The organism is Sulfurimonas sediminis, from assembly GCF_014905115.1.
Lineage (GTDB): Bacteria > Campylobacterota > Campylobacteria > Campylobacterales > Sulfurimonadaceae > Sulfurimonas > Sulfurimonas sediminis.
Genome location: NZ_CP041235.1, coordinates 919771 through 937210, shown reverse-complemented (window position 1 = coordinate 937210; position 17440 = coordinate 919771). Strand labels below are relative to the sequence as shown.

Here is a 17440-nt window from a genome sequence, read left to right as displayed (position 1 = left end):
AAATGCAAAAAAATAAAACTGTTTTACCCTGGGAACATCCAAAACTGCAAGAAGAAGACCCGCAGTCATTAGAGCTTATAAAAACCATTATGAAAAGCCCGACATATGCAATGGCGGAAGAAGACAAAGAGTTCATTAACTCTTATGAGGCAAGAGGTGTCCGACTCGAACTTGATTACCTCAAACCGGAACTTCAAATGAAAAAACACGGCATAGAACATACCATAGTTGTCTTTGGAAGTGCACGGATAGTCGAGAAAGAGACTGCAATGAAACGGCTTTCGGCCATTGGAGAAATGCTGCAGAAAAAACCCAACAACAGAGACCTCTTACATGAACTATATGTTGCAGAACGGATGGTTGGCAAAAGTATTTACTATGATGATGCCAGAAAATTCGGTCAACTTGTAGGAAAAAGCGGAAAGAGTGCTGAAGACTGCCGTGTCACTATAATGACCGGAGGCGGTCCCGGCATTATGGAAGCAGCCAATCGCGGGGCCTATGATGTTGGAGCGAAAAGTATAGGTTTAAATATTAAACTGCCGCATGAGCAGTATCCCAACCCATATATTACCCCTGATTTATGTTTTTTGTTTCACTATTTTGCCATCAGAAAACTCCATTTTTTAAACCGTGCAAAAGCTTTGGTGATTTATCCGGGCGGATTTGGAACTTTTGATGAACTGTTTGAGACACTGACACTGATTCAAACAAGAAAATCACAGACAATTCCTGTGATCCTTGTCGGCAAAAGCTACTGGAACAAAGCAATAGATTTTGAATTTTTAAAAGATGAGGGTGTCATTGCCCCGCAGGATACAGAGATCATTACATTTGCAGACAATGCAGAAGAAGCTTGGCAATTCATTCTCTCATGGCATCAGGAACAGGGAACACCACTCTTGTAAGTAACGCAAGTACATTAAATTTTTACTTAATGACACTGCAACAGTGTTCTGAGAGGATTTGTCAAGTAGTCATACCCATTGTAAATCGTAAATATTCCATATAAAATCACAGCCACAGAAGAGAGGCTCATCATCATATTTCTAAAACTTGTTGCAGATGCCAGTGAAGATAAAAATCCTAAAGAAAACATTGCAGGGATGGTGCTAATACCAAAGATAAACATTACCAAAGCGCCGTAAAGCGGACTTGCCGTACTTGCAGCCGTGATGGCAAAAAAGTAGACAAAACCGCATGGAAGCAGACCGTTGAGCATTCCCAAAATAAAAAAACTTGTGTTTGATTTTGAATGCAAAATTTTTTGAAAAGATTTTTTGTAAAAACTTGATGAAGAGATGGAGTGTTCTATCACTGTCAAAAATTTTATTTTTCCCATTAAAGACAAACCTGCCAAAATCATGGCAGTTCCTGCGATGATGAGCAGTGTACCGTTTGCAGTATTGCTAAACGTTGCCACCCCGCCGATTGCACCAAAGAGTGCTCCTAAAATTGTATAAGTCAGTACACGTCCAAAGTTATACAGCAAATGGGCAACTGTTTTGGAGACCTTGGAGCTTGCAGGTTCAATTTTAATCGTTGAATAGGCAAGGACGATACCCCCGCACATACCGATACAGTGCCCAAAAGAGCCTAAAAAAGCAATAGTGACAATTGTTAGTAAATTTACCGTATCCACACTATTGTCCCAGTAGCTGTTTTCTTATTTTTGGATCTTTCATTGTTTCACCCCGGAGCATTTTTAGACGCATCGTATCAAAATCGACCATGCCCTCTTTTTTGTGCTCATAAGCTCCAAAACCATACCCCATAGGTGTCAGTTCATTTAATGTATAGTAGGCCTTTCTTCCGTCTATCCACCGGTGCGTATCTCTGCTCATTACCCATATAACAGCAGAATCTTTAAACTTTTTGTCACTGAGCCAATGCACAAAATCCCCATGATCATGAAAAAACCAGGTCTTCCCATCGGGTGCGACAACCTGAGAGGCATATGTCAAATCATCTATGACCATACCACAGTCACTGTCTTGAAACTTGTGCAACTCCATTTTCAAAGGCAGTTGCTTGAGATTTCCCTCTTTGATAACAACCATTTTCTGAGTTTTTTCCAAAGAGAGAAAAAGTGTAACAATAACAATAACAATAATTCCGATAAGAAGAATCGGCATAAATTTTTTCATATTTTTTTAACCTTTTTTTGAAATATATTCTTCAGCCTAATTAAACGGCTTTTTCAGAGCCCATCACCGCCATTAAGTTAAGTATTTATTTGGAACCGGTACTTTCTATGCTAAAGCATGACTTAGAAAAAAACTAAATTTTTTTCTGCAGTGCCGGCTGTTGCAATAGTCTTGCCACTCTCAGCCGGCACTGAAGTACCGGTTCCAAATAAATACTTAACTTAATGGCATCGAGGTTAAAACCTAGGTTCCAAAAAACTGCTTAACCTGATCGTATTGAATTACTCTTTATTCACATGGCACATTATATAGCGAAATTGTTACAGTTGTATTAATCTCTTCTTTTTTTACCTTTTCCCAGATCATCATAGTGCAAAAACCTTTGTAAATCCTCTTGCAAATCCTCGTCCAAAGCATCCCAGATTTCTTTTTTTTGGGCATATCTCGGGAGGTCTTCTTTTTTTGACTTTTTAATATCCCGGATAAGGTAATGATACCGTACAATTTTTTTCGTGTATTCGCTGATAAAAGGCCAGTTTTTTATAATCTGATAACTTTTCTCTTCATGGTCCGTAAAACTCCACTCATGAAACTCATAATCTTCCGCATCTTTCTTATAAGCGACAAAAGGCTTTCCGATATCATGCAAAAGTGCTGCAGCAAAAAACTTGAAATCTCCCGCTTTAAGCGCATAATATGTCACACGCAGAGTATGAACCAAAACACCGTGCTGATGCCATTTGTTCTGTGTAAAGAAGAGTGAATCCAAAAAAGCATAGGAAAATATTTTGTTGTTTGTTGTATTCACAGTGACTCCTTTGCCATAGGATGACATACTTCTACAGTATCTTTTAAATCCTGTTTTTGAATATGGGTGTATATTTGTGTTGTCAGCAGTGAAGCATGTCCTAAAAGTTCCTGTACTACCCGTAAATCGGCTCCGCCCCGAATCAGTGAAGTTGCATAAGAGTGACGCAGTACATGAGGGGAGACTCCAAGGTATTTTTGTGTTATTTTATACGCGGAAATCCGACTGAGTTTTCCTCCCTGGTAATTACACCAGACATACTCTTTTTGCATGTTACATGTAAGCAGATAGGCATCTATTGCCCCTTTTGCAACTTTTGCCAAAGGAACAATTCGCTCTTTTTCTCCTTTTGCATGCCTTACATGTAACCATCCGCCTTCTATATCGCCGAGTTCCAGTTCCAGACATTCGCTGATACGCGTGCCGCTTGCATATAAAAACAGTATAAGGGCATAGTCTCGCAAGCCTATCCAGTTGCTTCTGTCTATCAGGTCCAGACCGTGTAATATATCTTCATAAGATAAAAATTTCGGAAGAAGTTTTGGAATTTTTGCAAATTTCAGTTTTGTTTTTTCACTGCTGAACTGCTGCCTGTAGCAAAATTCAAAAAAAGCATTGACGGAGGAGAGTTTTCTGTTGAGTGTGCGTTTGTTTTCATACGAAGACAAAAGCGTCATAAGTTTTTGTGTGTCAAGAAAAATCAACGGTTTTGAGAGTTTTTCTTCAATGGCACACAAGTCACTTTTGTATGCCTCCACACTCTTTTTACTCAAAGCCCTTGTTACAGTAATATACTCTAAAAAAGCTTCCAGTTCGTTTGACATCTATTGTATAGAGATTTTCTCATTATCTACAAAGAAGGCTTTTTTACCGACAAAAACAAGCCCGTCATCCAAATCCACTTCATGAATGGTATAATCAAATGTTTTTTTATTGACCACTATCATATACCCCTCTTTTTCCAGAACATATAAATTATCTCCATCACTGATCATCCCCAAAAAGTGCGCAAAAGGAAACTTTATTTTAGACTCAAGCTGCAAAGAGGGTGTCAAGGAGAGTATTTCTCCCTGTTTTGTTGTAATATACAAAGCTTTTTCATCATGCACGATATTTCGTAATTCATATTTGGCACGCAGTTCTTTTTGCGAAAGTGACAAGATTTTGGAATCACTTGCGGCAATAATTTTATCATCAAATATACTGAAATAGACAATATTGTTAAAATAATCATCAGACGAGACTATGACAGTTCTGAGTCTTTTTTTCAGTTTTGTATTCACAATGATGACTTTGCCGTCCAATGTTGAAAAGATCACCAGATCATTCATAAAGTATGGCTGAACAATTCGAATATCATTTGCTATCGCTTTACCGCCCTGCTCTTTAAACAAGAGCTCTTTTGAAGGCATATCATATAAGGCTATTTCATTGTTGGCAAATAAAACTGCCAAAATATTATCTTTGACACCTGCGGTTGCTATTGTTCTTTTTAAGGCAAAATGTTTTGTCGTTTTCGCTGATTGCTCTGATGTAAGCGTCAAGTTTCCGTCAATTGCGGCAGATAAAACCCAACCGTCACTTTCTCCGAGTACCCTTTGATGTTCTTTGTCAATTTGTATGCTTATATTTCCGTCTCTGTCTAAAACTTTTCCATTATCCAAAAGTGCCATATTTGATGAAATATCAACTATTTCATCTTCAATTTTGGCATGATTTTTCCAGTCATAAGAAACTTTTTTTGGTGTAAAGACCTCTTTTGTACTACATCCGCTCAGCAATACAAGCATCATTGATGCTAAAAATATATATGTTTTCAAAGTCTATTTTACTCCATAGTGCATTAAAGCACGAGAAACCTGTGCCAATGGAGAGTTTACACTGATCATACTGAGTTTTGAATGTGCCTCTTCTATCTTTTTGTCATGCATCAGTAAAATTGCAAGTTGCACCTGAGCCAAGTCCTGGTATATGGCATCTTGTTTTTCAGCGTACTCTTCAAGTTTATTGATATCCTGAAGATTTTGTGCCACTTCATAACTTGACAAATCACCAAGCAGTAAAGCCTGAGAATTTTGCAGTTTTTCCAATTCTTTTATATTTTTGCTGACAACGGCCTGGGAATAGACCCAAAGATCATGCAGGTTTGGACTCAATGAAGCCAAAGTTGCCAGTGTCGCTTCATCTTTCGGATTCTTCTGTAATGTCAAAAGCGCCTGGTTTGCCGCTTCAAGTGTATGCTGTTTACTGATATTGTATGCAATGTCACCGGCTACAAACAGTGTAATTGCCACAACGGAACCTATCATCAACTTTTTATATTTTTTTATAAATTTCTCTGTAACCACTGCTTTTTCAAAAAACTTTTCTTCTGATGTCAGCTCTTCTTTTACCATTTCAATATTTTCTTTTAAACTCAAAAATTCTTCCTTATATCTATTCGATTGTTTTATAAAGTTTCTAATATTACCCATAAATAAGTTAAAGTTTTATCAAATATATGATAAAATCAAAATAAACTATTATACAGGACAGACAATGCAAGTAGATGACACACTATTAACACGACTGGAAAAACTTTCCTATTTACATGTAAGCGATGATAAACGTGAAGAAATTATATCGCAACTCTCAGAAATAGTAAGTTTTGTAGAGAATTTAAGTGAGTTGGATACAAGTGAAGTGGACAGTACTTTTGCTATGGATGACAGAGCAACACCTTTACGCGAAGACATTCCCCAGTGTGATATTACCATCAGCCAGGAAATTTTAAAGCACGCTCCAAAAAGTGCAGATGATTTTTTCATCGTTCCTAAAATTATTGAGTAGTTCCATGATAAAAGTTTATGGCATTAAGAACTGTGACAGCGTCAAAAAGGCACTCTCTTTTTTTAAAAAGCATGATCTTGCATATGAGCTTTTTGACTTTAAAACACAAAAACTTCCATGTGAGAAAATAGACTACTGGGTATCAAAAGTCGGCATCAAACCCCTCTTTAATACCAGAAGTACAACATACAGAAATCTCAAACTCAAAGAACTGAACCTGGATGCGCAACAGCAACAAGAGTGGCTCTGCACAGAAAACCTGCTGATTAAGCGTCCTGTCGTAGAGTACAACGATGATGTTCTTGTCGGTTTCAATGAAGAACAATACCAAAGGAGTTTTTTATGAATGAAGAAGCAAAAACAGAGAGTTCTACGCAACGCTTAGATATCAAAAAGCTGTTAAAAAGTGTCTTGGCATTTAAATCTTCGGATTTACACCTTGTTGTGGGCAGTGAACCGCAAATCAGAATAGACAAAGAGTTACGCGCTTTAAATCTTCCTGTGCTTACCGCCAATGATATTGAAGAGATGGCCTATTCTCTCATTGAAGACAAACAAAAGAAAGTTTTTGAAGAGCGCAATGAACTGGATTTCTCATTTGAACTCAAAGATGTTGGTCGTTTTCGTGCAAACTTTTACAGAACCATTCATGGAATTGCCTGTGCATTTCGTATGATTCCTATAGACATTCCAACACTTGATGAATATGGAAATCCACCTATTTTCAAAGAACTGGTAAAAAAAGAAAAAGGACTTATTTTGGTAACCGGTCCGACAGGTTCAGGTAAATCAACAACACTTGCTTCCATGTTACATGAGATAAATATGACAGAACGCCGTCATATTATCACCATTGAAGACCCTGTGGAATTCGTTCATAAAAACATCAAATCTCTTTTTTCCCAACGCGATGTTGGAAACAGTACAGAATCATTTGCCACAGCACTCAAATATTCACTAAGACAAGACCCTGATATCATCCTTATCGGGGAGATGCGTGATGCTGAAACCATCGGAGCAGCACTTACAGCAGCCGAAACCGGTCACCTGGTTTTTGGAACCCTGCACACAAACTCGGCTCCCGGAACAATTAACCGTATCATTGATGTATTTGACGGGGAAGAACAGGCCCAAATTCGGGCACAACTCTCCTCTTCTTTGGTAGCGGTTATTGCACAGACACTTATTCCAAGAATAGGCGGCGGTAAAGTGGCCACACAAGAGATACTTATTACAAATCCGGCAATCCAAAATCAAATACGAGAGGACAAAGTGCACCAGATTTATTCTCAAATGCAGTTAAACCAGCAAGAGACGCATATGACAACACAGACACAACAGCTCATAGAACTGCTTCAAAAAAATATTATCTCAAAAGAAAATGCCATTAAAAACTCCAACAGACCCGAAGAGTTAATGAAGATGATAGGTTCCCTTTAATTAAAGCTTAATATTTAAAACTTAATACTTTTGTAACACTCTTTTTATACTATATGCCTTTAACGAAAAAAAAGGATGAAAATGAAAAGAGATGTTTATATTTCCCTAATATGTGCACTTGCCATAAATGCATCTGCAGCAAGCATAAATCTGGATACCATCGAAATACAATCTTCCACAATTGATGACAAATATCAAGATAATACTACTGAAGTTTCAAACACATATACAATGAGTGGAACTGAAGTCGAAGAATTTCATGCACAAAATATTGCTGATGTTTTAAATACTATCCCAGGTGTTACTGTACGAAAAAATGAAAATGATTCTAACAAGATACATATAAGAGGTATCGGTGCCGAGATGTACATGGGTGAAAAGCCCGGTGTTGCCATAGTTATAGATGGGGTTCCTGTTCAAGAGCGCGCAGGAAGCATCAATATTGATATGGACAATATTGAATCTATTAAAGTTATTAAAGGAGGAGCTTCTTATCTGTATGGAAATGATGCACTTGCGGGGGCAATTATCATTACTACTAAAAGAGCAAAAGGAAAAAATGAAGGGGTTGTAGCAACAGAACAAGGAAGCTATGGTTACCAAAAATATATAGCCTCTTATAACTATGCAACAGAAAATTTTGCTACATATTTACAGGCAAATTACAAAAAGAGTGACGGATACTGGCAAGACTCTGATTACTGGACAAAGTCAATTAACGGTAAATTTCAGTATTATGTTGATGATACAAGTGATGTAACTTTTGGTTTTGACAAGACAAAAAGATATGAAAATGATACAGGTTCAATAACCTATGCAACATATGATCCAACAACACAAACATATACTTATAATGCAGATGTCAACAAAAAAAGTTATGGAGAAGTTGGATATGCCACGGATTATGATATTGACTTAACAAAACTTTTCATTACATACTCCAAAGATTTTGATAATGGCTCAAATCTTATGCTTCAAGTTTATCAATATGATGATACAACTACCAACCAAAGTGCCGCCTTTGATTCTAATCGTGACGGCTTAAGAGATGACCATCTTTATGACAGTTATGCAAATACACTCCAAAAAGGAGTAAAATCCGAATACCGAATTGATGGAACTTTTGCAGCCACTATGCTTGGAATTGACATAGCTCGTAACAAAGAGGATAAAAACAGTAAATATAGAGTAAACTCTACCGATCGTGCTGGCGTATTACATCCAATCGGAGAAGTTGCCAGCGATACAACTTCAAAAGAAAATATCAGCGCCGTTTATGCAGAATTAAAATATGCTTTTACACAAAAACTCACTACAACTTTTAATGTAAGATATGACAATATTGCTTATGACTATACAAACAATTTAACTGCGTACAATCGAGAAACTACTTTTAATGAAATCTCCTACAGAGCAGGTGCAACATACAAATTAGACAAAAAGTCCTCTTTTTATGCCAATGCTTCAACAGGCTTTAGAGTTCCAACCTTGTCACAAATGTATGCAGGCGATCTTATTACCTCAACATACAGTGGTACATATACAAACAATACAAATATAAAAACTGAAAAAACATACAATTATGAAATAGGATACAGACTCAAAACAAATCTGTTCTCTTATAATTTATCAGTGTACCAACTCGACAGAAAAGATGTCATAGGAAGAAGCAGTGGAAACTACGCTTCCACAAGAGGTGTTGATGTTTTTTATGATAACATGGCTGATGTGCGTAACCGAGGAGTAGAACTCAGCATCTTAAGTGATAAAAAACAAATGGTTTATTTCACTCTCAACTATACTTATTTAGACTCAAAATACACAAGATACGATGAGTATAACCTTATTTTGCGTGATCAGATAACAGATAGAGATTATGTTGCAGGCGTATACAATCTTACAGGAAATACTATTCCAAGAACTTCAAAGCATACTGTATACCTTGAAGGAAATTATAGAGTTCTAAAACCTTTACTCATTACAGCAGATGTAACTTACAGATCTTCACAATATGCAGATGAAATGAATCAAATTAAAGTCAATGGTTATGCAGTTGTAAATTTACGTCTCAAATACAATACAAAAATATCTCATTTTCCTATAGAAATGTTTGCAAAAATTGAAAACCTTTTTGATGAACAGTATTATATGATGCCTCGTGTTACTGGAGACAGAAATGATGATGGTTTGTATGATGTAAGAGATATGGGACTAACCGTTAATCCAGGAAGAACATTTTTAGCAGGATTATCTGCAAAATTTTAAACTAAACAAGGGAAAGAAAATGCTAAAACAGATCACACGAGATAAAAATGATATTTTCGGGATGCCTATCTTTGGATTTTTATTTAAAAATTCAAAGTTTTTAATGCTACTGCGAGTGATAGTTACAGCACTTTTCTTCTATGCTATATACTTTGGATTTGTCCATACCGGCAAAGAAAACAGTTTTACTCCTGCGCTGTTTTGGGGGATTTTCTGGTCATTTTTTATGGTCATTACGCTGCCTACTCTTGGAAGGGTTTTTTGTGGTATATGTCCACATGGATTTTTAGGAAAATACATAACAAAATTCGGTTTACAAAAGAAAATGCCTCAGTGGATGCAAAACAGATATATAGGTATTGTGCTTCTAGTTGTCGGTTGGTGGGGTATTTACTATATGTTTCCTGGAGTTTATAAAACACCCTTTGCAACAGCGTTGATATTTAGTATTATGACATTTATCGCTATTATTACCTATTTTGTCTATAAAGAGATGAGTTACTGCACATACATCTGTCCTATCGGTACACTAACGCGAGCCTATGCAAAACTCTCTTTTACCTGGCTAGGAACATACAAATCAGCCTGCAATGAATGTAGAACATTTGAATGTGTTACGGCATGCCCATCAAACTTAAAACCATTTACATTTGATAAGCGTAATTCCATGACAGACTGTACACTTTGTATGGAGTGTAGTGAGGCTTGTGAAGCAGTGAGTTTTAAAATTGTCAAACCTTCTCAAAGCCTTTTTAAAAAATTTCAGGTTTTACCTGCAGAGATTTGGACCTATATACTTATACTTGCAGTTATTCCTATATCTATGTCTTTTCATCACGGTATCAATAGAAGTAATGCAGCCAATGATATGATCTGGACCAAAACAGCACACTTTGTAAATTCTTTTTTACATGTAAGCACAGTAGATTTAGTTGGACTCTTTGCATTCTTATATGCACTACTTTTTACAGTTATAACTGCAATTGTAGGAATGTTTATAGCTTCAAACATCCTCAAACAAGATTTCAAAAAAGTGTTTTACAACTTAGGATACGCATATGCACCCCTTTTTATTCTCGGTTCTCTCGCACATACACTGGAAACTTTTTTTGTGCGAGGATATGATAGAATAATAGAAGGATTTGCATTGGGCTTTGGTTTTGGTGTTATAAACATCACACCACTTGCCAAACATGGAGAAAGTTGGCTCATGATTTTTGGAGTATTAAAATGGATAGCTATAATTTGGGCACTTCTAATTTTATATAAAAGAATACAATTGATTAATGCTCCAAAAGTTAAAAAAATATTGGCATTTCCCTTTGCTGCTTCTCTTATAATCTTTTTCTTATCGGTTAATATTTACAGAGCCTATATACTAGATACATACGGAAGAGCTAAAAGTTCTCATGGTATGCACGCACAACACAAAAGTGTTCCGGTCCACCGTATAAAAAATGCAGGATAACTATGTTTAAAAAGATACTCAGATTTTTTTTAGAAAACTATAAAATAAACTACACTTTATTTTTTCTACTCTTTGCTCTTGGTATCTACTCCTATTCAAAAATTCCAAAAGAAATTTCTCCTGTTATCGAACCAAATTCTATTGCTATTAGAGGAAGTTACAGCGGAACTTCTGTCGATACACTCAATAATATGGTAGTAATTCCAATAGAAAACGAAGTAAAAAACATCATTGGTGTGCAAAATGTCAATGCAATCGTTTCTCCCGGAAAATTCAGCATTGTCTTAGAACTTGAAAAAAATGCAGATAAGACAAAAGTTATTGCCAGTACACAAGATGCCTTAGCTCTCGTCAGAGTCAATCTTCCTGCCGATATGATTACGCCCACTATTCGCAGTGTTGCACACTCTAGAAGCATAATGCACCTCTCTATAATATCTTCTAAGGTTTCTCGTGCAAAACTAAAAACATTGGCGAAGGAGATAAAAGTAAAAATCACTTCCATGAAAGATATTTCGGATGTTACCATTTTCGGTAACTCTAAGCTTTATTATGAAGTTTTAATTGATGAGAAAAAAGTCGATGCCTATGGACTTTCCCTTGATAATATTGTCAAAGTTTTTTCTGAACTCTCTTACATCTATCCTTTGGGCAAAATAAGCAATGCACAAGAACAATTCTTTATTACAACAAAAAACCTGCCACATTTCTCTTCAAACATAGAAAATACAATTATTACTATCGACAATCAACAAATTATACTCAAAGAGATAGCAAAAGTCACTAAAAAATATGAAGATGCCTCTACATTAGCAAGCGTAAATGCACAAAACTCCATTACGCTTGCCATATCACAAAACCCTAAAGGAGATGCTATCAGTATTGCAAATGAGATTAAAAATTTCATAGCAAAACAAACCATCAAAGATGTTGCTTTTAACATTAAAATGGATAAAACCGTGCTTATAAAAGACAGACTTAACACTGTTGTATCGAATATTTTACTGGGAATTTTATTAATTACTCTTTTAACCAGCGTTCTTATTAACTTCCGTATTGCCCTGGTTATAGCATTAGGAATTCCAACATCTTTTATCATAGGTACTATCTATTTTTATCTCACTGGTTACAGCATAAACATAAACTCACTCGTCGGTGTTTTGATTGCTATAGGCATTATAGTTGATGATGCTATTGTCGTGAGCGAAAATATCCAGCAATACATTGAAAAAGGCTACTCAGCGAAAAAAGCGGCTCTTCTTGGAACAAAAGAAGTTGCAAAACCTGTTACAATTGCTTCTGTAACAACCATATTTTCTTTTATACCGCTTCTTATGTTGAGTGGAAAACTTGGAGAGATTGTAGCACTTATTCCTATTGCTTTTTCAGCACTTGTTATTGCATCACTGCTTGAGTCTTTCATCTTTTTACCTATTCACGCCTCTCATATACTCGGTACAAAATCAAAAACACTTTCATGGCATAAAGCACAAAAAATATATCAAAAAATTTTACATACTGTTTTTGCGTACCAAAAAACATTTTTAACTCTTTTTATGATTTTTATACCACTGCTACTATTATATTTTGTACAACATTCAAGATTTCAACTTTTTCAATCTTTTGACAGTGCAACTATAAATATAACATTTAAAGCAAATACAAATACAACACTCGAAGATTCATTGAAAATTGTTCAAACAATTGAAAAAGATATACTTGACAAACAAAATCTTTTTTTTGTCAAAGATATTAGTTCAACTGCCGGATACAGAAGGACTGCAACAGGAGTAGCCGAAATGTATCCCTATGTCGGATATGTCTCTTTAGAACTTTATAAAACAAAACAACAAAATTTTGTAGAAAAATACATTACCCCATATCTCAGTTTTTATTATGATTCCAAAGGACGAATTCGTGAATATGCATCAAAAGATATAGCAAAAAAACTGCGCTTATTTTTAAAAGAAAAAAAGTATAAAGAGCATTTTAAACTCTATGACCTTGCCGTTGTTGAAAAAAGTATGGGGCATACAAAAGCAGATATTCGCATAGGTGTTATAAGTCATAATCATAAAAGAGCAATACAGGCAGTACAAGCAATAGAATATGCTTTTAGTCAAATCAATGGCATCAAATATTTTGGTGACAATGTAAATTTAGGTAGAGATGAAATCACACTTGCCATAAACAACTATGGAAAACAACTTGGCATAACACAAAAATATCTTGGAGAGTATGTTTCAAATTTATACCTCAGTAAAAAAGTTGGTACACTCTTTGACGGTAATGAACTTTTAGATATAAAAATCAAGTCTGTTAATTATGAAGACACCCTTCAAAACTTTAAAAATTTAGAAATTCCACTTAAAGACAAGAGTATTGTCTTACTGAAAGATATATGTACTTTTACAAAAGTTGCTTCTTTGGAACGCCTGATAAAAGAGAATGGAGAAACAACTTTTTATATTTTTGCCAATGTAGATGCTTCTGTTGTAACTGCAAGTGAAGCACTTGACCAATTAACACCAATTTTACAAGAAATACAAAAAAAATATAAAATAAAACTCAAATTCAAAGGTGAGAGAGAACAAAAAAGAGTGATGCAGACAGAAATGATATTTGCATCTCTACTAGCAATAATATTAATATTTATAGCAATTTTGTATCTGTTTAATTCTTTTAAAGAAACCTTAATTATAATGAGTGTTATTCCATTTTCGCTGCTTGGTGTTTATCTTGGACATTTTTTTATGCATCTTAATATTTCGCTTCCCTCTTTAATTGGAGCACTCGGACTTGCAGGAGTCATTGTGAATGATGGTATAATTATGATGGATACCATACGTAAAGCAAAATCAGAAAATGAAATATTTGTACTTGCTTCACGCAGATTACGACCCATAATTATTACTTCACTGACTACTATTGTCGGATTATCGTCTCTCATGTTTTTTGCAACTGCTGAAACTGCCGTATTTCAACCTTTGGCAGTGAGTATGGGATTTGGATTGCTATGGGGAACAATTTTAAATCTTATTTACCTTCCAACACTTTATCTGTTTTCATCGGGTAAAAGACTTTTAGCTTAGTCTTTTCTAAAACGTATCATTTTAAAACGCTCACCCAAAAAATTTGGCATGATGAGCATCTTTACTTTTTCAAGTTCCTGTTTGTATATTTTTTCGTCAACATGCTCTTTTAACATTTCCAAAAGCTCTAAGATCCCCATATCAACGAGTGCGACCATTTGTGCTTTAAATTCCACAAACTCCACACCGGCTTCCTCATAGGCATCCTTTACATGTAAGAAGGTGACATCATAGGTTATATCGCTTTTTGCAAAGAGTTCTGCTCTGTTTAAACCCTCTTCGAAGAACGGATGCACTTCATGCTTTGTATAAATTCTGAGTGAAAAATCAGGACGGGCTTGCATTTCACCGTAATCAAAACTCATAAACTCAAATTTTTCAGCACTTTTACCCATCTCTTTTGCAAATTCTTCATATCCTCGTGCTATTTCGCCTCTGTCTTTATGGTATTTTTTTGCCTTTTGTTCCACCCACTCATCTTTTACATCAAACAGTACTTCATGGTTTTCAACTTGCGCACTTTTACCTTTAAAATAAAGTTCACAGGGAAATGCGTCAAATATTTCATTGGCTATAAAAAAGGCATTGTTACATGTAAGCTCACTTAATGATTTATAGTGCGTCAACGCAACAGCATCACCAAAACTCTCTGAAAAATATTCTCTTTGATGTTTTTGCAAATCATCAAAGCGTTCTATGATGACAAACTCAAAACTTGACAAAAGTTCCGGTCGCAGAGTATAAAGAAACTCACACACATCTGCCAAAAAGTACCCGTGATGCGCCCCTATTTCACATATTACTGCATCTTTTTGCAAAAAACCTTCATCAATAAGCGCAATAATATGCTTGGCAATGGTACCGCCAAAAAACTTGCTTGTACTGACTGCCGTATAAAAATCACCCTCTTTGCCTATATTTTTATATGTTGCATAATAGCCGTTTTCACCATAGAGCCACTCTGCCATATATTCACTAAATTTTTGACTCATTCTTTTTCCCGTTTATTTTTCATTGCTGATATACATTTCATACAGATTCAAAAGTTCCAACTGCTTGTCCAGCTCATATATTTTTGTATCTATATTTTGTATCTGCAAAGAATTTGCAAGTCTTTGCATATCATATTTTGTCTTATACCCAGCCTTAAAAAGTTTTTTTGTATCTTCCAAAAGCTTCGTATATAATATGATATTTTCATTACTCAACGCTATCTTTTTATTATAGTTTTCTATATTGTGCATGACCTGTTCATACAAAGAGTTCAATTCTCTTTGTTTGTCTTTTAGCACAATTTTTGCCTTTAAGTAGTCTACTTTTGCAGATTCTATATCTCTGAATGTATTAATATCAAGTGGAATTGAAATGGCAATGCCATAATCATAATAATTTAACTCATTTGAATTACTGACAATTGACGAACCTACCTGAAAAGCCTGATTTGTCGTGAGCTTCCAGTTGTATCCTGCTGTAAGATTTACTTTAGGAAGATACTTTGCAAGAGTAACATTTTTATTGTATCTGTTTTTCTCTGTCTGGGCTTTATTCATTTGCAGCACTATATTATGTTGTAAAAACTCGTCATGTTGTAAAAGTTCCAATCTCGGAATAGCGACTTTTGTATAATCCAAATCACTTAAAGCGTGAAAGGAGCTCACCAGTTTTTCTTTTGCAGCCTGAATATCGTACAAAACAGATAAGGCTGTATTTTTTTGAATCACAGCATCATCTAAAAACCCTGAATCAAGCTGTCCGCTGAAATACTCCTCTTTTTTTTGTTCCAAATTTATTTCACTGTTTTTAATTTGTAGTTTTTGCTTTTGCTCTTTGAACTCTGTCTGTTTTATCTGCATCAAAACAGCAATAGTATCTTTAATCATTTTGCGTTTTGCCACATCAATAGAGTATTTCGTATAATATTTACTCGCACTGGCAAATTTTATGCCGTAATAGATCCCTCCGCTTTGAAAAATTGGCTGATTTATGCGAATAGCGGCATTTTGGTTTGACTGCCCAACACCAAAAGCATTGTTTTTGGAATAACTGTAATTGATCTGAACAGGAACTATCCATGAGTCACGCAGTTTGGAACTCTCCGCTTCATTTTTTTCATAATCATACTGAAACTGCAACTGCTTGTAAGAAGATATAAATTTCTCCAGATCAGCATTGTCATCAGCTCCAAAAAGAGAAAAACTACAACTGAGACATAGCAGAGTTAAGAGCACTGAAGCCTTCATCAATTTCCTCTTTTGTAATTGTCAGCGGTGGTAAAAATCTTAATGTGTTTCTTCCTGCTTTAAGCACGATGACACCATTTTCTTTTGCCAGGTTTATAATATTTGTCAGTGTATCTGCATCTTTGACACGCAAACCGCACATCATGCCAATCCCCACTTTTTGTGTAAAAATATCTTTGTTGGCATTGTAAAATTTTTCCAAAGACTGATTGAACATCAAAGAGGTTATTTCCAAATCACCGCTTTGTTTTTTTTCATTGAGTATATCTACCACTTCACATACAGCACGGCTGCTCAAATAGTTCCCGCCAAATGTCGATCCGTGGTCTCCTGCGCTGAGAACATTTTTAAGTGTTGTCATCACTATTCCTACAGGAACACCTCCGCCGATGCCTTTTGCCAGGGTGATAATCTCAGGGGAGATTTCATAAGCCTGCGATGCCGTAAATTCACCGATTCTATAGGCACCGGTTTGTACTTCATCAACAATCAAAGGAATTTCACGCTCTTTTAAAAGCTTTGCCAGTGCCTGTACTTTTTCTTTGTCTTGCGGCTCTACTCCGCCCTCACCCTGAATCAGTTCTATCATTACAGCCGCCGTATGGTCGTCCAACAGTGGTTCTATTTCGTCTATACCGTCTGCATAAACAAAGCCGTCCGGAAAAGGTCCGAAATAGTTATGCATCGCCTCCTGTCCTGTTGCCTTGACTGTTGTAATGGTTCGTCCGTGAAAAGAGTGGTTGAGTGTGATAATTTTATATCTTTTTATCTCTCCGTCACGCTCCCCGTGTTTTCTGGCAATTTTTATAGCCCCTTCATTTGCTTCTGCACCACTGTTTGCAAAAAAGCACTGCATATCATACCCGCTTGTCCCAACAACTTTTTGAGCGGCCTGTGCCTGAGGTGCTATATAGTAAAGATTCGATGTATGTGTCACACTTGCCAGCTGTTCGCACAAAGCTTTGCTCACTCTTTCATTGGCATGACCGACTGAAACAACACCGATACCCGAAGTAAAATCTATATACTTTTTCCCCTCACTGTCAAAGAGAGTAGCGTTTTTTCCTTTTACAAACTCTATATCTGCCCGTGCATATGTCGGTAAAACATATTTTTTATCCATTTCTTTAATATTCATTTTGTCTACTCTC

Annotated in this window: 16 protein-coding genes; 7 read left to right on the top strand and 9 right to left on the bottom strand. The window is 35.8% G+C overall.

From position 1 onward, the window contains the following. Positions 1 to 2: 2 nt before the first annotated feature. Positions 3 to 908, top strand: a complete 906-nt coding sequence (locus FJR45_RS05065; protein WP_193151633.1) for an LOG family protein — start codon at positions 3 to 5, stop codon at positions 906 to 908. Positions 909 to 934: 26 nt separating this feature from the next. Here FJR45_RS05065 and FJR45_RS05060 read toward each other — a convergent pair whose 3' ends face one another. The 6 genes from FJR45_RS05060 to FJR45_RS05035 all read right to left on the bottom strand — a co-directional run bounded on the left by FJR45_RS05060 (position 935) and on the right by FJR45_RS05035 (position 5375). Next, complete coding sequence (locus FJR45_RS05060) at positions 935 to 1642, bottom strand: sulfite exporter TauE/SafE family protein (RefSeq protein ID WP_193151632.1); 708 nt, start codon at positions 1640 to 1642, stop codon at positions 935 to 937. Between the two features lies 1 nt (position 1643). Then, a complete protein-coding gene (locus tag FJR45_RS05055) occupies positions 1644 to 2147 on the bottom strand; it encodes a hypothetical protein (RefSeq protein ID WP_193151631.1) in 504 nt (167 codons plus the stop codon). Between the two features lie 331 nt (positions 2148 to 2478). Then, entirely contained in the window at positions 2479 to 2955 is a 477-nt protein-coding gene (locus FJR45_RS05050) for an HD domain-containing protein (RefSeq protein ID WP_226966483.1), read from the bottom strand. Then, positions 2952 to 3779: a tyrosine-type recombinase/integrase gene (locus FJR45_RS05045; RefSeq protein WP_193151629.1), complete on the bottom strand. Its 828-nt coding sequence runs from the start codon at positions 3777 to 3779 to the stop codon at positions 2952 to 2954. Before FJR45_RS05045 ends, FJR45_RS05050 begins: the two co-directional genes overlap by 4 nt. Then, complete coding sequence (locus FJR45_RS05040; RefSeq protein WP_193151628.1) at positions 3780 to 4775, bottom strand: hypothetical protein; 996 nt, start codon at positions 4773 to 4775, stop codon at positions 3780 to 3782. A 3-nt stretch (positions 4776 to 4778) separates the two neighbouring features. Next, positions 4779 to 5375: a YfgM family protein gene (locus tag FJR45_RS05035; RefSeq protein WP_193151627.1), complete on the bottom strand. Its 597-nt coding sequence runs from the start codon at positions 5373 to 5375 to the stop codon at positions 4779 to 4781. Between the two features lie 118 nt (positions 5376 to 5493). Between FJR45_RS05035 and gatC the strand changes: the two genes are divergently transcribed. The 6 genes from gatC to FJR45_RS05005 all read left to right on the top strand — a co-directional run bounded on the left by gatC (position 5494) and on the right by FJR45_RS05005 (position 14049). Then, the gene (gene gatC / locus FJR45_RS05030) at positions 5494 to 5784 is read left to right on the top strand and encodes an Asp-tRNA(Asn)/Glu-tRNA(Gln) amidotransferase subunit GatC (protein WP_193151626.1); all 291 of its coding nucleotides are present in this window, start codon (positions 5494 to 5496) and stop codon (positions 5782 to 5784) included. A 4-nt stretch (positions 5785 to 5788) separates the two neighbouring features. Next, positions 5789 to 6130, top strand: a complete 342-nt coding sequence (locus FJR45_RS05025) for an arsenate reductase family protein (RefSeq protein WP_193151625.1) — start codon at positions 5789 to 5791, stop codon at positions 6128 to 6130. Then, positions 6127 to 7224 (top strand): type IV pilus twitching motility protein PilT, encoded by a 1098-nt coding sequence (locus FJR45_RS05020; RefSeq protein WP_193151624.1) that lies wholly within the window; start codon positions 6127 to 6129, stop codon positions 7222 to 7224. Before FJR45_RS05025 ends, FJR45_RS05020 begins: the two co-directional genes overlap by 4 nt. Before the next feature lie 81 nt (positions 7225 to 7305). After that, positions 7306 to 9489: a TonB-dependent receptor gene (locus FJR45_RS05015; protein ID WP_193151623.1), complete on the top strand. Its 2184-nt coding sequence runs from the start codon at positions 7306 to 7308 to the stop codon at positions 9487 to 9489. Between the two features lie 19 nt (positions 9490 to 9508). After that, a complete protein-coding gene (locus tag FJR45_RS05010; protein WP_193151622.1) occupies positions 9509 to 10957 on the top strand; it encodes a 4Fe-4S binding protein in 1449 nt (482 codons plus the stop codon). A gap of 2 nt (positions 10958 to 10959) precedes the next feature. Then, on the top strand, positions 10960 to 14049 hold the full coding sequence (locus FJR45_RS05005; protein WP_193151621.1) for an efflux RND transporter permease subunit: 3090 nt from the start codon (positions 10960 to 10962) through the stop codon (positions 14047 to 14049). On the opposite strand, the gene FJR45_RS05000 is transcribed toward FJR45_RS05005, so the two are convergent. From FJR45_RS05000 to FJR45_RS04990, 3 genes are read right to left on the bottom strand one after another with little or no spacing between them, the layout of a single operon-like run. Continuing rightward, positions 14046 to 15041, bottom strand: coding sequence for an SAM-dependent methyltransferase (locus FJR45_RS05000; RefSeq protein ID WP_226966482.1), 996 nt, complete (start codon positions 15039 to 15041; stop codon positions 14046 to 14048). The genes FJR45_RS05005 and FJR45_RS05000 overlap by 4 nt on opposite strands. Before the next feature lie 12 nt (positions 15042 to 15053). After that, the gene (locus FJR45_RS04995; RefSeq protein ID WP_193151620.1) at positions 15054 to 16289 is read right to left on the bottom strand and encodes a TolC family protein; all 1236 of its coding nucleotides are present in this window, start codon (positions 16287 to 16289) and stop codon (positions 15054 to 15056) included. After that, positions 16246 to 17427, bottom strand: a complete 1182-nt coding sequence (locus FJR45_RS04990; protein WP_193151619.1) for an acetylornithine transaminase — start codon at positions 17425 to 17427, stop codon at positions 16246 to 16248. Before FJR45_RS04990 ends, FJR45_RS04995 begins: the two co-directional genes overlap by 44 nt. Positions 17428 to 17440: the final 13 nt, after the last annotated feature.